We start from the raw sequence: 13,860 nt of genomic DNA, 5'->3' as shown, positions 1-13,860 counted from the left end.
AGCTTCAACATCGGCTACGGCTACGACGCCAACGGCAACCGCAGCCAGCAGACCGGCACGGCGGGTACCACCGACTACACGACCAGCCCCACCAGCAACCGCCTGGACAGCCTGACCGACGGCACCACCACCCAAAGCTTCAGCTACGACGCCAACGGCAGCCTGACCGCCGACGGCAGCCATACCTATGGCTACGACAAGACTGGACGGCTGACCAGCGTCGACGGCAGCACCGCCTACGCCTACAACGGCCTGGGCCAGCGGGTCAGCAAGACCGCGTCAGGAACCGGCACGGTCTACGCCTACGACGAGGCCGGCCACCTGGTGGGGGAGTACGACGCCAGCACCGGCACCCCCATCCAGGAGACGGTCTGGATGGGCGATGCGCCCCTGGCGGTGGTCAAGGGCTCCGGCACGTACTACGTGCACGCCGACCACCTGAACACCCCCCGGCAGATCAACGATGCCAGCGGCGATCCGGTGTGGGTGTGGGACACGATCACCTTCGGCAGTTCCAGCCCGGATGAGGATCCGCTGGCGACCGGAACGCCCTTTGTCTACAACCTCCGATTCCCTGGGCAGTACCACGACGCCGAGACGGGGCTGCATCAGAATCATCACAGGGATTACAGCTCAGCGCTGGGGCGGTACATCCAGGTCGATCCCCTGGGGCTCTACGGTGGCAGCTTGTCGCCGTACCTGTATGCCAACCAAAATCCGCTGAGCTTCACTGATCCGCTGGGACTGGCGCCAATGGGGGTGCCGATGGGGGTGTCTGCGGATAGTATTCGCGCGGGTGCCATACAGCGTCAGGCAGCCGCAGCAGCTCAGAGATACCCAGCGCCGCGAACGCCGGACTTCGTTCAGTTCTCCGTAGACATGTACGTGTTTAATGCCGCTGGCACTTTCAACAGAAGTGGAAACTCCTACGCTGGATGGGGAATCACGAGGCAGTACCCGAACATGGCTGATATGGGTGCCAGCATCACAGCGGGGTGGCTGAACCAGTGCGAAAAGCCATCAAACGAACAGGTGGACAACTTCGTTGGCGGCTTTGGTCAAAGCGCGTCGGGATTCGTGGTTGTCGGAGGCGGCATCCTCTATTCACCCGGGAACGGAACAGCAACGATCTTGGGCGTCGGCGGTGGTTGGGGTGTTGGTCCCGGCGGCGTGCAGTATCTGCAAGGCCAGACAGGGCTTGGCTGGTGACCGGCATGGGTTCATCTCCGCCAAGGAAGTCGGTTGTCTGGTTCTCGGCAGTGGCTTTCATGTGGCTCGGCATCTATTTCTCATGGACGGCCCTGAATACAAGAACCTACAGTCAATCCAGCATTTCGGATGTGCAGCGAGAGTTTTCTTCGATAGCGGCTCCTTCAAATTCGCGTCGAGTTAGCGATATTCGGAAGTCCTCGAAGGTAACGGTTCAAGCTGTCTATGCCGATTTCTTGGTGCCGCCGCCCATCGACAGCATTGCTCTTCACTATGAGGAACAACTGCTTGCAACCGGCTGGAGAGAAGTAGCGAGAGGGGATCGCACAAGGAAGTTTTGCAAGGCCGATATGGATGCCGTGATTGAAATTATTGAAACTTCATCGACAGGTGTGCGCTATTACTTCGGTGTGACTAGGGAGAGTGGCCCGGCCAGAAAAACCGGCTGCTAGACACCCTGAACCCAGCGAGCGTAGGGCGGGTCTTGACCCGCCTGTCGCGAACAGTTCCGGCCCGGGTGGGCGAGAAGGCCGCTAATAGATCAAGAAACCTGCTCCGCCGGGCCGTCTCCGGAGAGATGGCGCTCGCCACGTGCCAGTCCTGGCCTTGCGGCCAGCCGTTGTCTCCGCAGGCGCCTCGTCCAGGCACGCCCGTCGCGCTGCGCGGGCTCCCCTGGTGGAGACGGCCCGGCGGGCAGCAATACCGTGTTGTTAATGAGCACCGACAGCAGGCGACCCGGGACTCGTTCGCGGATGCGCTAGCAGAGCCCTACTGGGTTAGCCCGGCAATCGTTCTACTGCGGGGAAGTTCTGGAGCCGTGAGAGGCATGGGCCGGGTGGGTGAGATCGATCCCGGTATGCGGCAGGCCTCGGTCGTTGGGGGTTCCAGCGTGAGGCCTGGCTCGATGGGAATAGGTTACGCCGGAGCGAGCGGAAGTCATAACGGAGTTCCGTTTTTTTTTGGGGCGCCATCCGTGGCGGGACTTCACTTCCGGATCGAGCCCCAGCCCGGCCATCCATGGCCGGGCGTTCGCCGACGTGGAGTGCCATTCAAGGCACTCCACGACAGCCCCGGTTTACCCTTCGACAGGCTCAGGGGGAACGGGCCGGCTGATCATTTCACGTCGCTCCTGGGCCATTGATCCATGCATTGCCTACCCCGCGAGGCCTTCCCCCCCGCCACCTCTCTCCTGCTGCCAAGGGGAGAAGGGTTCTACAGCCGGCTTGCGTAGCGCTGAGAATAAAAAAACGGAGCAAGCCCCCCGGCATGCTCCGTAAAGACGTCGCACCTGATACCCAGTGCAGACGAGGATGATGTTCCGTGCCCCCACAACCGGCAGGGACCCGGTCCGCCCGTACTTCGACAGCCTCAGTACGGACGGACCTCTTCGGGCAGCTACTTCGTCGTCATCTTCTGCACCGAGTTGGCGCTGAAGTAGTCGTCGCTGAAGCAAGCGTAGGGTGGCAAAGCATAGCGTGCCACGCGGGACATTGTGTAATGACGTTCAGAGGCTGGCGCACGCTACGCTTTGCCCACCCTTGCTAGGGAAACCTTCATTTTGGATTTGAGGATTTTAGAGAGCGCATTTTCACGAGCTAAGGATTTGTTGTTCTCAATAGATCAAACCTGACGCAATCGTCACGTTGCAGGCTTTGTGCAACTTCAGATTAACTTCCGGCTGCGTCACCATGGAATGGTGTTCACCATGCGCTATGGTGTGTCTGCAAATCCGCAAGTTGGCACAGTTCGGAGTCTGTGCGGCATGCGGCTCACCCATTCATAAAAATCTCTGCAAGGATTGCTCTACGATGACGACCTTTTCCATCAGCGGCATTGCGCGAAAGGCTAGCCGTGCACTGCTCGTTACTTTGCTCGGCTTCAGTGGTGTCGCTCAGGGCGCGGTGCTGGAGAGTCTGGTTTACTCTCCGACTGGCGCGGCGCCGATCTACGAGAAGTACCCAAGCCGTCTGATTTTGGCAAGCAACGGAGAACTGTGGGGAACGACCAATCGTGGAGGTCCCTACGACAGCGGCACCATATTCAAGATCACGACCGGCGGCGCCTATTCCACCCAGTTCAGCTTTGGATCTGTCAATCCCTACGACGACGGCGGCCGGCCTAGTAGCATCATTGAAGGCGCCTCAGGAGTTTTCTACGGTACGGCCGAAGCGAAAGGTACCTATGGATACGGCGTCATCTTCAGGCTGGATTCGGTCGGTGGATTCCATGTGCTGAAGAGTTTCACGGGAAATGCTGCTGCCGACGGCAGTTTCCCGCGTAAGCTGGCGAAGGCAAACAACAATTTGTTCTATGGCGTCACTGTTGGCGGCTCGGGGTCGATCTTCAAAATCGACTCGGCAGGCAATTTCACGACACTTTATCGTTTCGGCACGCAGCCTTTCGACGGCATGTATCCGAACTCGCTGGTGATGGGAAGCGACGGAAATCTGTACGGGACGACGTACAACGGCGGCCAGTACGGCCAGGGGACCATCTTCAAGTTCGTGCCGTCAACCCAGCAACTCACCGTTCTATATCAGTTCGGCTCGATTGGCGCAGACCTATCGCGCGCCGTATCGCTCATCCAGCAGAGTTCAGGCGTTCTCTACGGCACGAGCTGGGAGGGTGGCAATTTCGGCAAGGGAGGAATCTTCAAGATCACCACCGGTGGCACTTACACCCTTGCCTATCACTGCGGCACGGTTGCCAATGACTGCTACGCCCCACAAGGCCTCGCAGTGGCAGCCAATGGAACCATGTATGGCACTTCGTATAGTAGCGGTGCCAATGCCAAGGGTACGGCTTTCTCGCTGACTCCCGCCCACGTTTTCATGCTGCTCTACTCTTTTGGTGCTACGGTGAGTGATGTGGCGAAGCCCAGTTCAGAGCCGGTGCTCGGTGGCAGCAACCTGCTGTACGGTACCGGCAATGAGGGTGGCGGCGCTGGATTTGGAGCGATCTACAAGATCCAGTATTGAGCGGCACAGACGGTGCTTAGGGTCAGCAGGAGGACAGGGACTATGCCGCAGCGGGCACGCCCCTACCTTCATTTCGGCGACAGAATAGTGAACTGGCCCAAAGCTGTTTGGCGGACCATGCTCGAAAGAGTTCGTGTGGGTGGGCGGCTAAGCCGCCTGGACTTTGCAGTACCGGTTTCGTGCGTCTGTGGTTCGTGCCGTGTGCAGCGAACTCCGAGAAACGAAAGAGCCCGCCATCAGGCGGGCTCTTTCGTTGATGTGACTTACAGCGCGCCGATCCTCTCGCTCTGCGCCTTCAGCGCCGCCAGATCCTGCTGCTGCTTGGCCAGCAGGTCCCGCGTCTGCTGCTGTACGTGCTCGGGCGCCTTGCCGAAGTTGGGATTGGCGACACGCGCTTCGGTCTTGGCCATGTCGCTTTCGAGCTTCGCGATCTGCTTGGCCAGGCGCGCCAGTTCGGCGCCCTTGTCGATCAGGCCGGCCATGGGTACGAGCAGGGTCATCTGGCCGAGCAGGGCGGTGGAGGACTGCGGGGCGGCCTCGCCGGCGGCGAGGAAGCGGGGGGCCTCCACGCGGGCCAGGAACTGGATGGCGTCCTGCAGGCGGGTCACGCGGTCGCGGTCGGCGGTGGACTCGCCCTGCAGCAGCAGGGGCAGGATCTTGCCCGGGGCAATGTCCATCTCGCCGCGGATCTGGCGCACGCCCAGGATGAAGCCCTTGAGCCACTCGATGTCGGCCTCGGCGGCTTCGTCGATCTTCGCGGGGTTGGCCTCCGGGTAGGGCTGCAGCATCAGCGTGGGGCCGGTCTTGCCGGCCAGCGGGGCGATGCGCTGCCAGATTTCCTCGGTGATGAAGGGCATCAGCGGGTGCAGCAGGCGCAGGCTGGTTTCCAGCACGCGCACCAGCACGCGGCGGGTGCCGCGCTGGGCGGCTTCGTCGCCGTTCTGCAGGGCGGGCTTGGACAACTCCAGGTACCAGTCGCAGTACTCGTTCCAGATGAACTGGTAGAGCGCCTGCGAGAGCAGGTCGAAGCGGTAGTTGCGGAAATGTTCGGCCACCTCGGCTTCCAGCTTCTGCAGGCGCGAGACGATCCAGCGGTCGGCGGCGGAGAGGGTGTAGGGCAGGCTCTCGTCCTGGCCGCAATCCTTGCCTTCCGTGTTCATCAGCACGAAGCGGGCAGCGTTCCAGATCTTGTTGCAGAAGTTGCGGTAGCCGCCGGCACGGCTGGCGTCGAAGCGAACGTCGCGGCCGGTGCTGGCCAGGGCCAGGAAGGTGAAGCGCAGCGCGTCCACGCCCACGGGCTCGATGCCCTGGGGGTACTGGCGGCGCGTGGCGGCGTCGATCTTGGCGGCGAGCTGCGGTTGCATCAGGCCGGTGGTGCGCTTGCGCAGCAGGTCTTCCAGGCTGATGCCGTCGACCAGGTCCAGCGGGTCCAGGACGTTGCCCTTGGACTTGGACATCTTGTTGCCCTCGGCGTCCCGCACCAGGCCGGTGATGTAGACCTCGCGGAACGGCACCTCGCCCAGGAAGTGCAGGCCCATCATGGCCATGCGGGCGACCCAGAAGAAGATGATGTCGAAGCCGGTGACCAGCACGCTGGTGGGGTACCAGCGCTGGAGGTCTTCGCTGGGGTTGGGCCAGCCCAGCGTGGAGAACGGCCACAGGGCGGAGGAGAACCAGGTGTCGAAGGTGTCATCGTCCTGCGCCAACTTCACGCTGTCGGCGAGCCGGTACTTTGCGCGCACCTCGGCCTCGCTGCGGCCGACGTAGTGCTGGCCGTCCTCGTCGTACCAGGCGGGGATGCGGTGGCCCCACCAGAGGTTGCGCGAGATGCACCAGTCCTGGATGTTGCCCAGCCACTGGTCGTAGGTGTTGATCCAGTTCTCGGGCACGAACTGCATGCGCCCGTCCTTGGCGGCGGCCAGGGCGCGCTCGGCCAGGCCCTTCATGTTCACGAACCACTGGTCGGTGAGGAAGGGTTCCACCACCACGCCGGTGCGGTCGCCGCGCGGCACCATCAGCTTGTGGTCGTCGATCTTCTCGACCAGGCCCAGCTTCTCCAGGTCCTCCACCACGCGCTTGCGCGCGTCGTAGCGTTCCAGGCCGCGGTAGGCCGCGGGGGCTTCGTCGTTGATGTGGGCAGTGGGGGTGAAGACGTTGATCAGCGGCAGCCTGTGGCGCTGGCCCACGGCGTAGTCGTTGAAGTCATGCGCCGGGGTGATCTTGACCACGCCGGTGCCGAATTCGCGGTCCACGTAATCGTCGCCGATCACCGGGATCTCGCGGTTGCACAGCGGCAGCTTCACGTTGCGGCCGATCAGGTGCTTGTAGCGCTCGTCCTCGGGATGCACGGCCACGGCGCTGTCGCCGAGCATGGTCTCGGGGCGGGTGGTGGCCACCACCAGGTGGCCGGAGCCGTCGGCCAGCGGGTAGCGGAAATGCCAGAGCTTGCCGTTCTCTTCCTTGCTCTCCACTTCCAGGTCGGAGATGGCGGTGAGCAGCACCGGGTCCCAGTTGACCAGACGCTTGCCGCGGTAGACCAGGCCATCCTCATGGAGCTTGACGAACTCCTCGGTGACGGCTTTGTTGAGCATCTCGTCCATCGTGAAGCGCTCGCGCGTCCAGTCGACGGAGTTGCCCATGCGGCGGATCTGGGTGGTGATGGTGTTGCCGGAGTACTCCTTCCACTCCCAGACCTTCTCCAGGAACTTCTCGCGGCCCAGGTCGGTGCGCTTGATGCCCTGCGCGGCGAGCTGGCGCTCCACCACCATCTGGGTGGCGATGCCGGCGTGGTCGGTGCCGGGCAGCCACAGGGTGTCGAAGCCGCGCATGCGGTGGTAGCGCGTCAGCGCGTCCATCACCGAGTGCTGGAAGGCGTGGCCCATGTGCAGCGTGCCGGTGACGTTCGGCGGCGGGATCATGATGCTGTACGGCGGCATCGCGGCGCGGTCGCCGCCGCGGATCCGCGCGACGGTTTCCGGGGTGTACCAGCCGTTCTTTTCCCAGGCCTCGCACCAGCGGGATTCGATGGCGCGGGGTTCGTAGGTCTTGTCCATAGGATTCAGCGTCTTATCGGGGGATTCGCGCGGCGCGCAAAACGGCCGCACAGAGTACAAAAAAACAGCGCGGGCCGCAGTGACCGGAGCGTCCCCGGGCCGGTTGCCGGGCGGACGGGCTAGGGCTTCGGCTCGTAGCCCTTGAAGCCCTCCACGCGCCAAACCTCGTAGCGGCGGCGCAGGCCGGGGTAGGGCTCGGCCTCCAGGTCGGGCAGGCGCTCGAAGTGGCGGAAGCGCACCAGCACCTCGGTGGCAGCCGGTCCCGCCGTCACCCAGAGGAAGGCGCCGGTGTCGCCTTCCCGCAGCGGAATGGCCAGCTCGTAGTGGTTGCGCGGCGGGTGCCCCGGCGGTGCCCAGACCCGCGGTTCCTGCAGGGGCCGGGCGTAGTAGAGCAGGGAGGCGGCCAGCTGGCCCTCGTCGGTCAGCAGGCGCAGGTCGCCGTACTCCTGCATCAGGCGCTGGGCCTGGTAGCCGATCGCGTCCCAGCCGCGGATGCGCTGATAGGCATCGTAGCGCGGCTGCAGCGGTACTCCCGCGGCCTTGAGCGCGGCCGGGTAGTGGTACAGGACCACGCCCAGCGCGGCATTCACTGCCAGCGCCCGGACGATCCACGGGCGCCGCTCGCGGAACAGCGTGGCCACCAGCACCGCGGCGGCCAGGTACAACGGCGCGCCCCAGTCAGCAGGGGCCTGGTACAGGAGGGCGATGCCGCAGATCAGCAGCAGGGGGGCGGCGCAGAAGGCCAGCAGGAAGCGCAGCTCGCGCGTGGCGCGGCGCCACATCGGCAGGCGCGCCAGGCCCAGCAGCAGCAGCGCGAAGCTGATGGGGCCGAAAACGCCGAACTGTGCGCCGAAGAACTCCAGGAAGGCGCGAGGGTGGATCAGCGGGCCGCCGGGCTCGGGGATTTCCGCAGGGCGGCGGAAGCTTGCCAGCTCGTGGTCCAGGCTCCACAGCAGGTTGGGCAGCAGCACCAGCGCGGCGATGCCGGCGGCCGCGTACAGGCGCGGGTTGAGCAGCAGCCGGCGTTCGGCCGGATGGCCCAGGGCAAAGGCCAGCACGCCGAAGGCGAACAAGGCCATGTTGTACCGGGACAGCAGGCCCAGTCCGCAGCAGATGCCCAATAGCAGCCAGTCGCGCCAGCGGTCGTGCTCCAGCGCCGCCCACAGGAACCACAGCGCCCCGGCCCAGAACAGCAGCAGCGGCACGTCCGGGGTGGCCAGCACGGACGACAGGAACAGCGCCGGCATCAGCAGGAACAGCAGCGCGGCATCGCGGCCGGCAGCGGGGTCGTAGAGGCGGCGGCCCAGCGCATAGACCAGCATCGTGGTCAGCGGGTAGAGGACCAGTGGGATGCTCTTCATCACCCACTCGGCATCGCTGCCCCAGAGCCTTTCCGCCAGGTGGATCAGCCAGGCGATCATCGGAGGCTTGGCGTAGTAGCCCCAGGCCGGGGCCTGCGCCCAGGTCCAGTACTGCGCCTCGTCGCCGAGCAGGCTGAGTCCGTCGGCCATGCCCCAGGCGATGTAGCGGTACAGCGATACCGCGACCGCCAGCAGGAACAGCGGCCAGGGGCGTGCCAGGAGTTTCAAGGGCTGGGCGTCAGAGGTTGTGGGTCTTCAGCTCGTAGCCGCGGTCGCGGTAGAACTTGTAGCGCTCTCGCGACTTGGCGCGGGCCTCGGGATTGCCGGAGACCAGCTCCAGCACGCGGTCGAAGCGGCTGAAGTAGCCGGGCACTTCCAGGCCGAGGTTGATCAGGGCGCCGTGATGCGTCTCCGGAGGTTCGCCATCGCCGATCAGCACCGCCGGCAGCGGTTCCTCCAGCGCGCGGCCGAGGTAGCGCTCATGGGAGATGAAGCCGCCCTGCTGGAAGCTCCACAAGGCGCTGTCCAGCTCGTCCGCCAGGCTGGCGCCCGGCGCGTTGACGTAGACGGTCATGCCGGCGCCGGTCGCCTTCTCGCAGAGCTTGCAGGCAGTCAGCACGCTGTTCTCGGTGCTGCCTTCCGGCAGGATGTAGAAGTCGATGCGGGTCATGGCAAAGGGCAGTGGCGGCCGGGGCGGGCGCCCGGCCTGCCGCCGCCGTGTCTCATTCCTCGGTCTTCTTGGCGGCGACGTTGATCAGCCACTGGGTCAGCTGCGGCACCGGACGCCCGCTGGCCTTCTTGCCGACCCAGGCGGTGCCGGCGATGTCCAGGTGCGCCCACTTCATCTTGCGGGTGAAGCGGTGCAGGAAGGTGGCGCCGATGATGGCGCCCGCCTCGCGGCCGCCGCGGGTGGCGATGTTGGCCACGTCGGCAAAGTCGCTGCGGATGTTCTCGTCGTACTCCGGCCACATCGGCAGCTCCCAGGCGCGGTCGCCGATCTGCTCGCCGGCCGCCAGCAGGGCGCGGCCCAGGGCGGAATTGTTGGTGAACAGGCCGGACGCGAAGGAGCCCAGCGCCACGACGCAGGCGCCGGTCAGCGTAGCCATGTCCACGCAGAGACTGGGCTCGTAGAACTTCTCGGCGTAGGTCAGGGCGTCGCAGAGGATCAGGCGGCCTTCCGCGTCGGTGTTGAGCACCTCGATGGTGATGCCGGCCATGCTGGTGACGATGTCGCCCGGCTTGGTGGCCTCGCCATTGATCAGGTTCTCGGTGGCGGGGACGATGCCTACCACGTTCAGCGGCAGCTTCAGGTCGGCGATAGCGGTGAGCGCGCCGAACACCGAGGCGCCGCCGCACATGTCGAACTTCATTTCATCCATCTGCGCGGCGGGCTTGATCGAAATGCCGCCGGCGTCGAAGGTCAGGCCCTTGCCGACCAGGGCAATGGGCTTCTCGTCCTTGGGGCCGTGCAGGTATTCCATCACGATCAGCTTGGGCGGCTGGCTGGAACCGCGGGCCACGGCCAGGAACGAGCCCATGCCCAGCTTTTCCATCTCCGCCGCGTCCAGGATCTTGGTCTTGATGCCGGAGCCGGCCTTGCCCAGCTTCACGGCCTGCTCCGCCAGGTAGGTGGGCGTGCAGAGGTTGCCGGGCAGGTTCGCCAGGTTCTTGGCCAGGTTGACGCCCTTGGCGATGGCCAGGGCTTCGGCCAGGCCCTTCTCGCCGGCCGGCAGGTCGGAGCGGCGCGGCACGTCGAAGGTATAGCGCTCCAGCTTGGAGGCGGGAATCTCCTCGCGCGCCTTTTCGCCGCGGCACTCGTCGAAGCGGTAGTAGGTGTCCTCGGTCACCAGGGCGGCCTGCTGCACGTTCCACTGGTAGTCGCGGCCCTTGATGGGCAGGTGGGTGATGAAGTTCACCGCATCGATGGAGCCGGTGGCGCGCAGCGCCTTGGCGCTGGCGACCATGGCCTTGCGGAAGGCGGCTTCGTCGAAGCTGCGCTCCTTGCCCAGGCCCACCAGCATCACGCGGTCGGCGAAGGTGCCGGGCACGTTGTGCAGCAGCAGGGTCTGGCCCAGCTTGCCGTCCATGTCGCCGCGGCGCATGACGCTGCCGATGATGCCATCGCCGGCGCGGTCGATGGTTTCGGCGGCTTCGGAGGGGGCGCGGCGATCAAAAATGCCAACAATGACGCAGGCAACGCGCTGCTTCTCGGGATTGCCGCTCTTTACGAAATATTCCATGAACTCACCTGACGCCTGCCGGCCGGTGGGGGCCCGGGCCGGGTTCCTGTTGTGGGTGCTCGCTGAGGGGAAAAGCCTGCCGCTGCCGCCCGCGTTGCCGGGGCGCGGCAGGCGGAGGGGCGGCCGGCATTGTATCGGCAATTTTTTTGCCAACCAAGCTATTTTCGTGATTGGCAGCGGCTTTTTGCAGGGCTTTTATTGGCCTCCAGCGGCATCCGGCCTGGAATAGGCCATTTCGGGCCCTTAGTGCACAGTTATCCGCGGGCAGGGGTGACACGGCGGCGGGGATCGGCATAATTGCGGTTTCCCCCTATCGCAGGCCCCCATGCGACTCGGCATTCTCGGACGCTATCTTCTGCGCGAAGCCGCCGGCGCCCTCGTCGCCGTGACGCTGGTGTTGCTGGCGATCATGATTTCCGCGCAGTTCGCCCGCTACCTGGCCCAGGCGGCCGGTGGCACGCTGCCCAAGAACCTGCTGCTCAGCGTGGTGGCCCTGACCAGCCTGCAGTACCTGATGATCCTGATCCCGTTCTCGGCCCTGATGGCGGTGATGCTGACCCTGGGGCGCCTCTACAAGGACCAGGAGATCGCCGCCATGAACGGCTGCGGCGTCGGCGGGGGGCGGCTGTACCGGCCCTTCCTGATGCTGGCCCTGGGCATGGCGCTGCTGGCGGGCGCGTTCAGCTTCCAGATCGGCCCCTGGGCCGGCCGGCAGGCGGATTTCCTGCTCAAGGACGGCCGCTGGCTGGTGCAGTTCAACCCCTTCGAGGCCGGCCGCTTCAAGGAAGTGGGGGACGGCCGCGCGATGTTCTATACCGACCGCGTCGACGACGACGGCAACCAGCTCGGCATGGTCTTCGGCGAGTTGCAGGACGAGGACGGCACCAGCGCGCTGACCGCCCGTTCCGGCCGCTATACCCAGGACGCGGATGGCAGCCGCCACCTGATACTGGAGGATGGCTGGCGCTTCCAGGGGGAGCCCGGCAAGGGCGAGTACGACATCACGCACTACAAGACGCTGACCTCGCGCATCCAGCTGCCCGAGTTCGTCTACAAGTCCGAGGCCCGCAAGGTGCGCCCCACCCTGGAGCTGCTGGCCTCCAGCGACCCTGCCGATCGGGCCGAGTGGCATTGGCGCCTGGCCTCGCCGATCAGCGTGTTCCTGATGATCCTGATCGCGGTGCCGCTGTCGCACATCGCCCCGCGCCAGGGCCGCTACGGCAAGCTGGTGATCGGCATCGTGGTGTACCTGCTGTATTCCAATCTGCTGACCTTCGGCCAGACCTACTTGGCCAAGGGCAAGCTGCCGGAAGCGCTGGGCCTGTGGTGGATCCACGCCCTGGCCGGGGCGCTGGCGCTGGCGCTGATCGCCAAGCGTGAAGGCTGGCTGCGCCGATGACGCTGATCTCCCGTCTGGACCGCTACATCATGGTCCACATCTTCGGGCTCACCGCCATCGCCGCGCTGGCGTTGTCGGCGATCTATACCTTCATCACCTTTGTTTCCGAGTCCGGCGACATCGGCAAGGGCAACTATGGCGTCTGGCAGCTGGCCGGCTACGTGCTCTGGCAGATCCCCACCAGCCTGCAGGTGCTGCTGCCGATCATCGCGCTGCTCGGCACCCTGATGGGCCTGGGTACCCTGGCCGCGCAGAACGAGATCACCGCGATGCGCGCGGCCGGCGTTTCGCTGACCCGCATCGGCCGTGCCACGCTGATGGCAGGGCTGGTGATCGGCGCCTTCAACCTGGTACTGGGCGACTGGCTGGCCCCGCTGGGCAAGCAGAACGCCACCGAGCTGCGCGAGCAGTACCGCCGCGGCCGCGTGCCCGGCACCATCAACCAGCCGGTGTGGCTGCGTGAGGGCAATGTGATCCTGCACGTCGGCCAGGTGAAGACCGAGACCGAGGTGGCGGACATCGTCGCCTACAGCCTGCGGCCGGACGACCTGGGACTGGCGGCCGTGGTGCATGCCGAGGAGGCCAGCTACATCGACGGGCGCTGGCAGGCGCGCAAGGTGCGGCGGACAGACTTCAGCGGGGGCGGCGCCAAGGTGGCGGAACTGCCCGAGATGGTCTGGGAGGGCAACATCTCGCCCGAGGTGCTGCGCCTGGTGATGCTCAAGTCCAATGCCATCTCCATCCGCGGCCTGATGCAGTTGACCAGCTACCTGCAGGCCAACGGCCTGGACGACCGCCAGTACCGGCTGGAGCTGTACCGCAAGCTGATGGCGCCGCTGACGGTGATGGCGATGATGCTGTTCGCCGTGCCCTTCGTGATGGGCTCGCTGCGCGATTCCGGCACGGGGCAGCGCCTGCTGTTCGGCGTCCTGGTGGGGGTGGCCTTCTACATGGCCAACGAGGTCACGGCCAATACCGGCCAGATCGGCGGCTGGCCGCCGATCCTGTCGGCCGGCCTGCCCACCTTCCTGCTCGGCGGCGTGGCCGCCTGGCGGCTGCTGCGGGCGCGCTAGGCCGCTTTCGGCTCGACCACGACCTCGGTCCCGCTGATCCAGTCGTGCGGCGCCCGCCGGCGTGCATCCAGGCGGGACAGCAGCAGCGAGCAGACCAGCACGCTCAGCAGCGCGATGCTGGGGTTGGTCAGGCCCGGATGGGCATTCTCGAAGCGCGGGACGAACAGCAGCAGCATCGACACCGGCAGCCCCAGCCAGACGACGAACATCACGGTGTAGCGGACCGCGGCAATCGGCCAGCGCAGCGCGCGGCCATCTAGGCGGCGTACGCGCAGCTGCCACACGCGCATGCCCAGCGTCTGGCCGCCATGGGTCCAGAACCAGCCGAAGAAGCCCAGGCCGACGCCGAAGAGGCAGATGCCCAGGATGCGGCTGTTCGGCTGGACGCCCAGCGCCCAGCAGCCGATCAGGAAGAAGATGACCGTGGCAAACACCAGTCCGACCATCAGCAGGCCGTCGTAGACGGCGGCGATCAGGCGGCGCCAGAGCGGGGCGGGGAGGACGAGGTCGTTCACGGGCGGGCAGGCTGCGATTCGGGGCGCGCAGC

At 65.5% G+C, this 13,860-nt stretch carries 11 protein-coding genes; 6 read left to right on the top strand and 5 right to left on the bottom strand.

Going from position 1 to position 13,860, the window contains the following annotated elements:
* From C3942_RS17880 to C3942_RS17875, 3 genes are all read left to right on the top strand, one after another.
* Positions 1-1,209, top strand: a 1,209-nt coding sequence (locus C3942_RS17880) for an RHS repeat-associated core domain-containing protein (protein WP_279331258.1), incomplete at its 5' end; no start/stop codon positions are given.
* Positions 1,210-1,268: 59 nt separating this feature from the next.
* Positions 1,269-1,661, top strand: coding sequence for a hypothetical protein (locus C3942_RS22110; RefSeq protein ID WP_133164348.1), 393 nt, complete (start codon positions 1,269-1,271; stop codon positions 1,659-1,661).
* Between the two features lie 1,356 nt (positions 1,662-3,017).
* Complete coding sequence (locus C3942_RS17875) at positions 3,018-4,187, top strand: choice-of-anchor tandem repeat GloVer-containing protein (protein ID WP_165797516.1); 1,170 nt, start codon at positions 3,018-3,020, stop codon at positions 4,185-4,187.
* A 263-nt stretch (positions 4,188-4,450) separates the two neighbouring features.
* Here C3942_RS17875 and C3942_RS17870 read toward each other — a convergent pair whose 3' ends face one another.
* The 4 genes from C3942_RS17870 to C3942_RS17855 all read right to left on the bottom strand — a co-directional run bounded on the left by C3942_RS17870 (position 4,451) and on the right by C3942_RS17855 (position 10,841).
* On the bottom strand, positions 4,451-7,240 hold the full coding sequence (locus tag C3942_RS17870) for a valine--tRNA ligase (protein WP_104231729.1): 2,790 nt from the start codon (positions 7,238-7,240) through the stop codon (positions 4,451-4,453).
* A gap of 119 nt (positions 7,241-7,359) precedes the next feature.
* The gene (locus tag C3942_RS17865; protein ID WP_104231728.1) at positions 7,360-8,829 is read right to left on the bottom strand and encodes a glycosyltransferase family 39 protein; all 1,470 of its coding nucleotides are present in this window, start codon (positions 8,827-8,829) and stop codon (positions 7,360-7,362) included.
* A gap of 10 nt (positions 8,830-8,839) precedes the next feature.
* On the bottom strand, positions 8,840-9,271 hold the full coding sequence (locus tag C3942_RS17860) for a DNA polymerase III subunit chi (protein ID WP_104231727.1): 432 nt from the start codon (positions 9,269-9,271) through the stop codon (positions 8,840-8,842).
* Positions 9,272-9,323: 52 nt separating this feature from the next.
* Positions 9,324-10,841 (bottom strand): leucyl aminopeptidase, encoded by a 1,518-nt coding sequence (locus tag C3942_RS17855; RefSeq protein ID WP_104231726.1) that lies wholly within the window; start codon positions 10,839-10,841, stop codon positions 9,324-9,326.
* Between C3942_RS17855 and C3942_RS22105 the strand changes: the two genes are divergently transcribed.
* From C3942_RS22105 to lptG, 3 genes are all read left to right on the top strand, one after another.
* Positions 10,840-11,070 carry a hypothetical protein gene (locus C3942_RS22105; protein ID WP_133164347.1) on the top strand — a complete coding sequence of 77 codons (231 nt, stop codon included), beginning with the start codon at positions 10,840-10,842 and terminating at the stop codon, positions 11,068-11,070. The two genes, C3942_RS17855 and C3942_RS22105, sit on opposite strands and share 2 nt — an antisense overlap.
* Positions 11,071-11,166: 96 nt before the next feature.
* Entirely contained in the window at positions 11,167-12,240 is a 1,074-nt protein-coding gene (lptF, locus tag C3942_RS17850) for an LPS export ABC transporter permease LptF (RefSeq protein ID WP_104231725.1), read from the top strand.
* Positions 12,237-13,313: an LPS export ABC transporter permease LptG gene (gene lptG / locus C3942_RS17845; RefSeq protein WP_243393660.1), complete on the top strand. Its 1,077-nt coding sequence runs from the start codon at positions 12,237-12,239 to the stop codon at positions 13,311-13,313. Before lptF ends, lptG begins: the two co-directional genes overlap by 4 nt.
* On the opposite strand, the gene C3942_RS17840 is transcribed toward lptG, so the two are convergent.
* Positions 13,310-13,828, bottom strand: coding sequence for an RDD family protein (locus C3942_RS17840; protein ID WP_165797515.1), 519 nt, complete (start codon positions 13,826-13,828; stop codon positions 13,310-13,312). The two genes, lptG and C3942_RS17840, sit on opposite strands and share 4 nt — an antisense overlap.
* Between the last annotated feature and the right edge of the window lie 32 nt (positions 13,829-13,860).

This window comes from Solimonas fluminis (assembly GCF_002930645.1).
Taxonomy (GTDB): Bacteria; Pseudomonadota; Gammaproteobacteria; order Nevskiales; family Nevskiaceae; genus Solimonas_A; species Solimonas_A fluminis.
The sequence above is the reverse complement of the archived record's forward strand: the minus strand, read 5'-3'. Positions and strand labels throughout refer to the sequence as shown.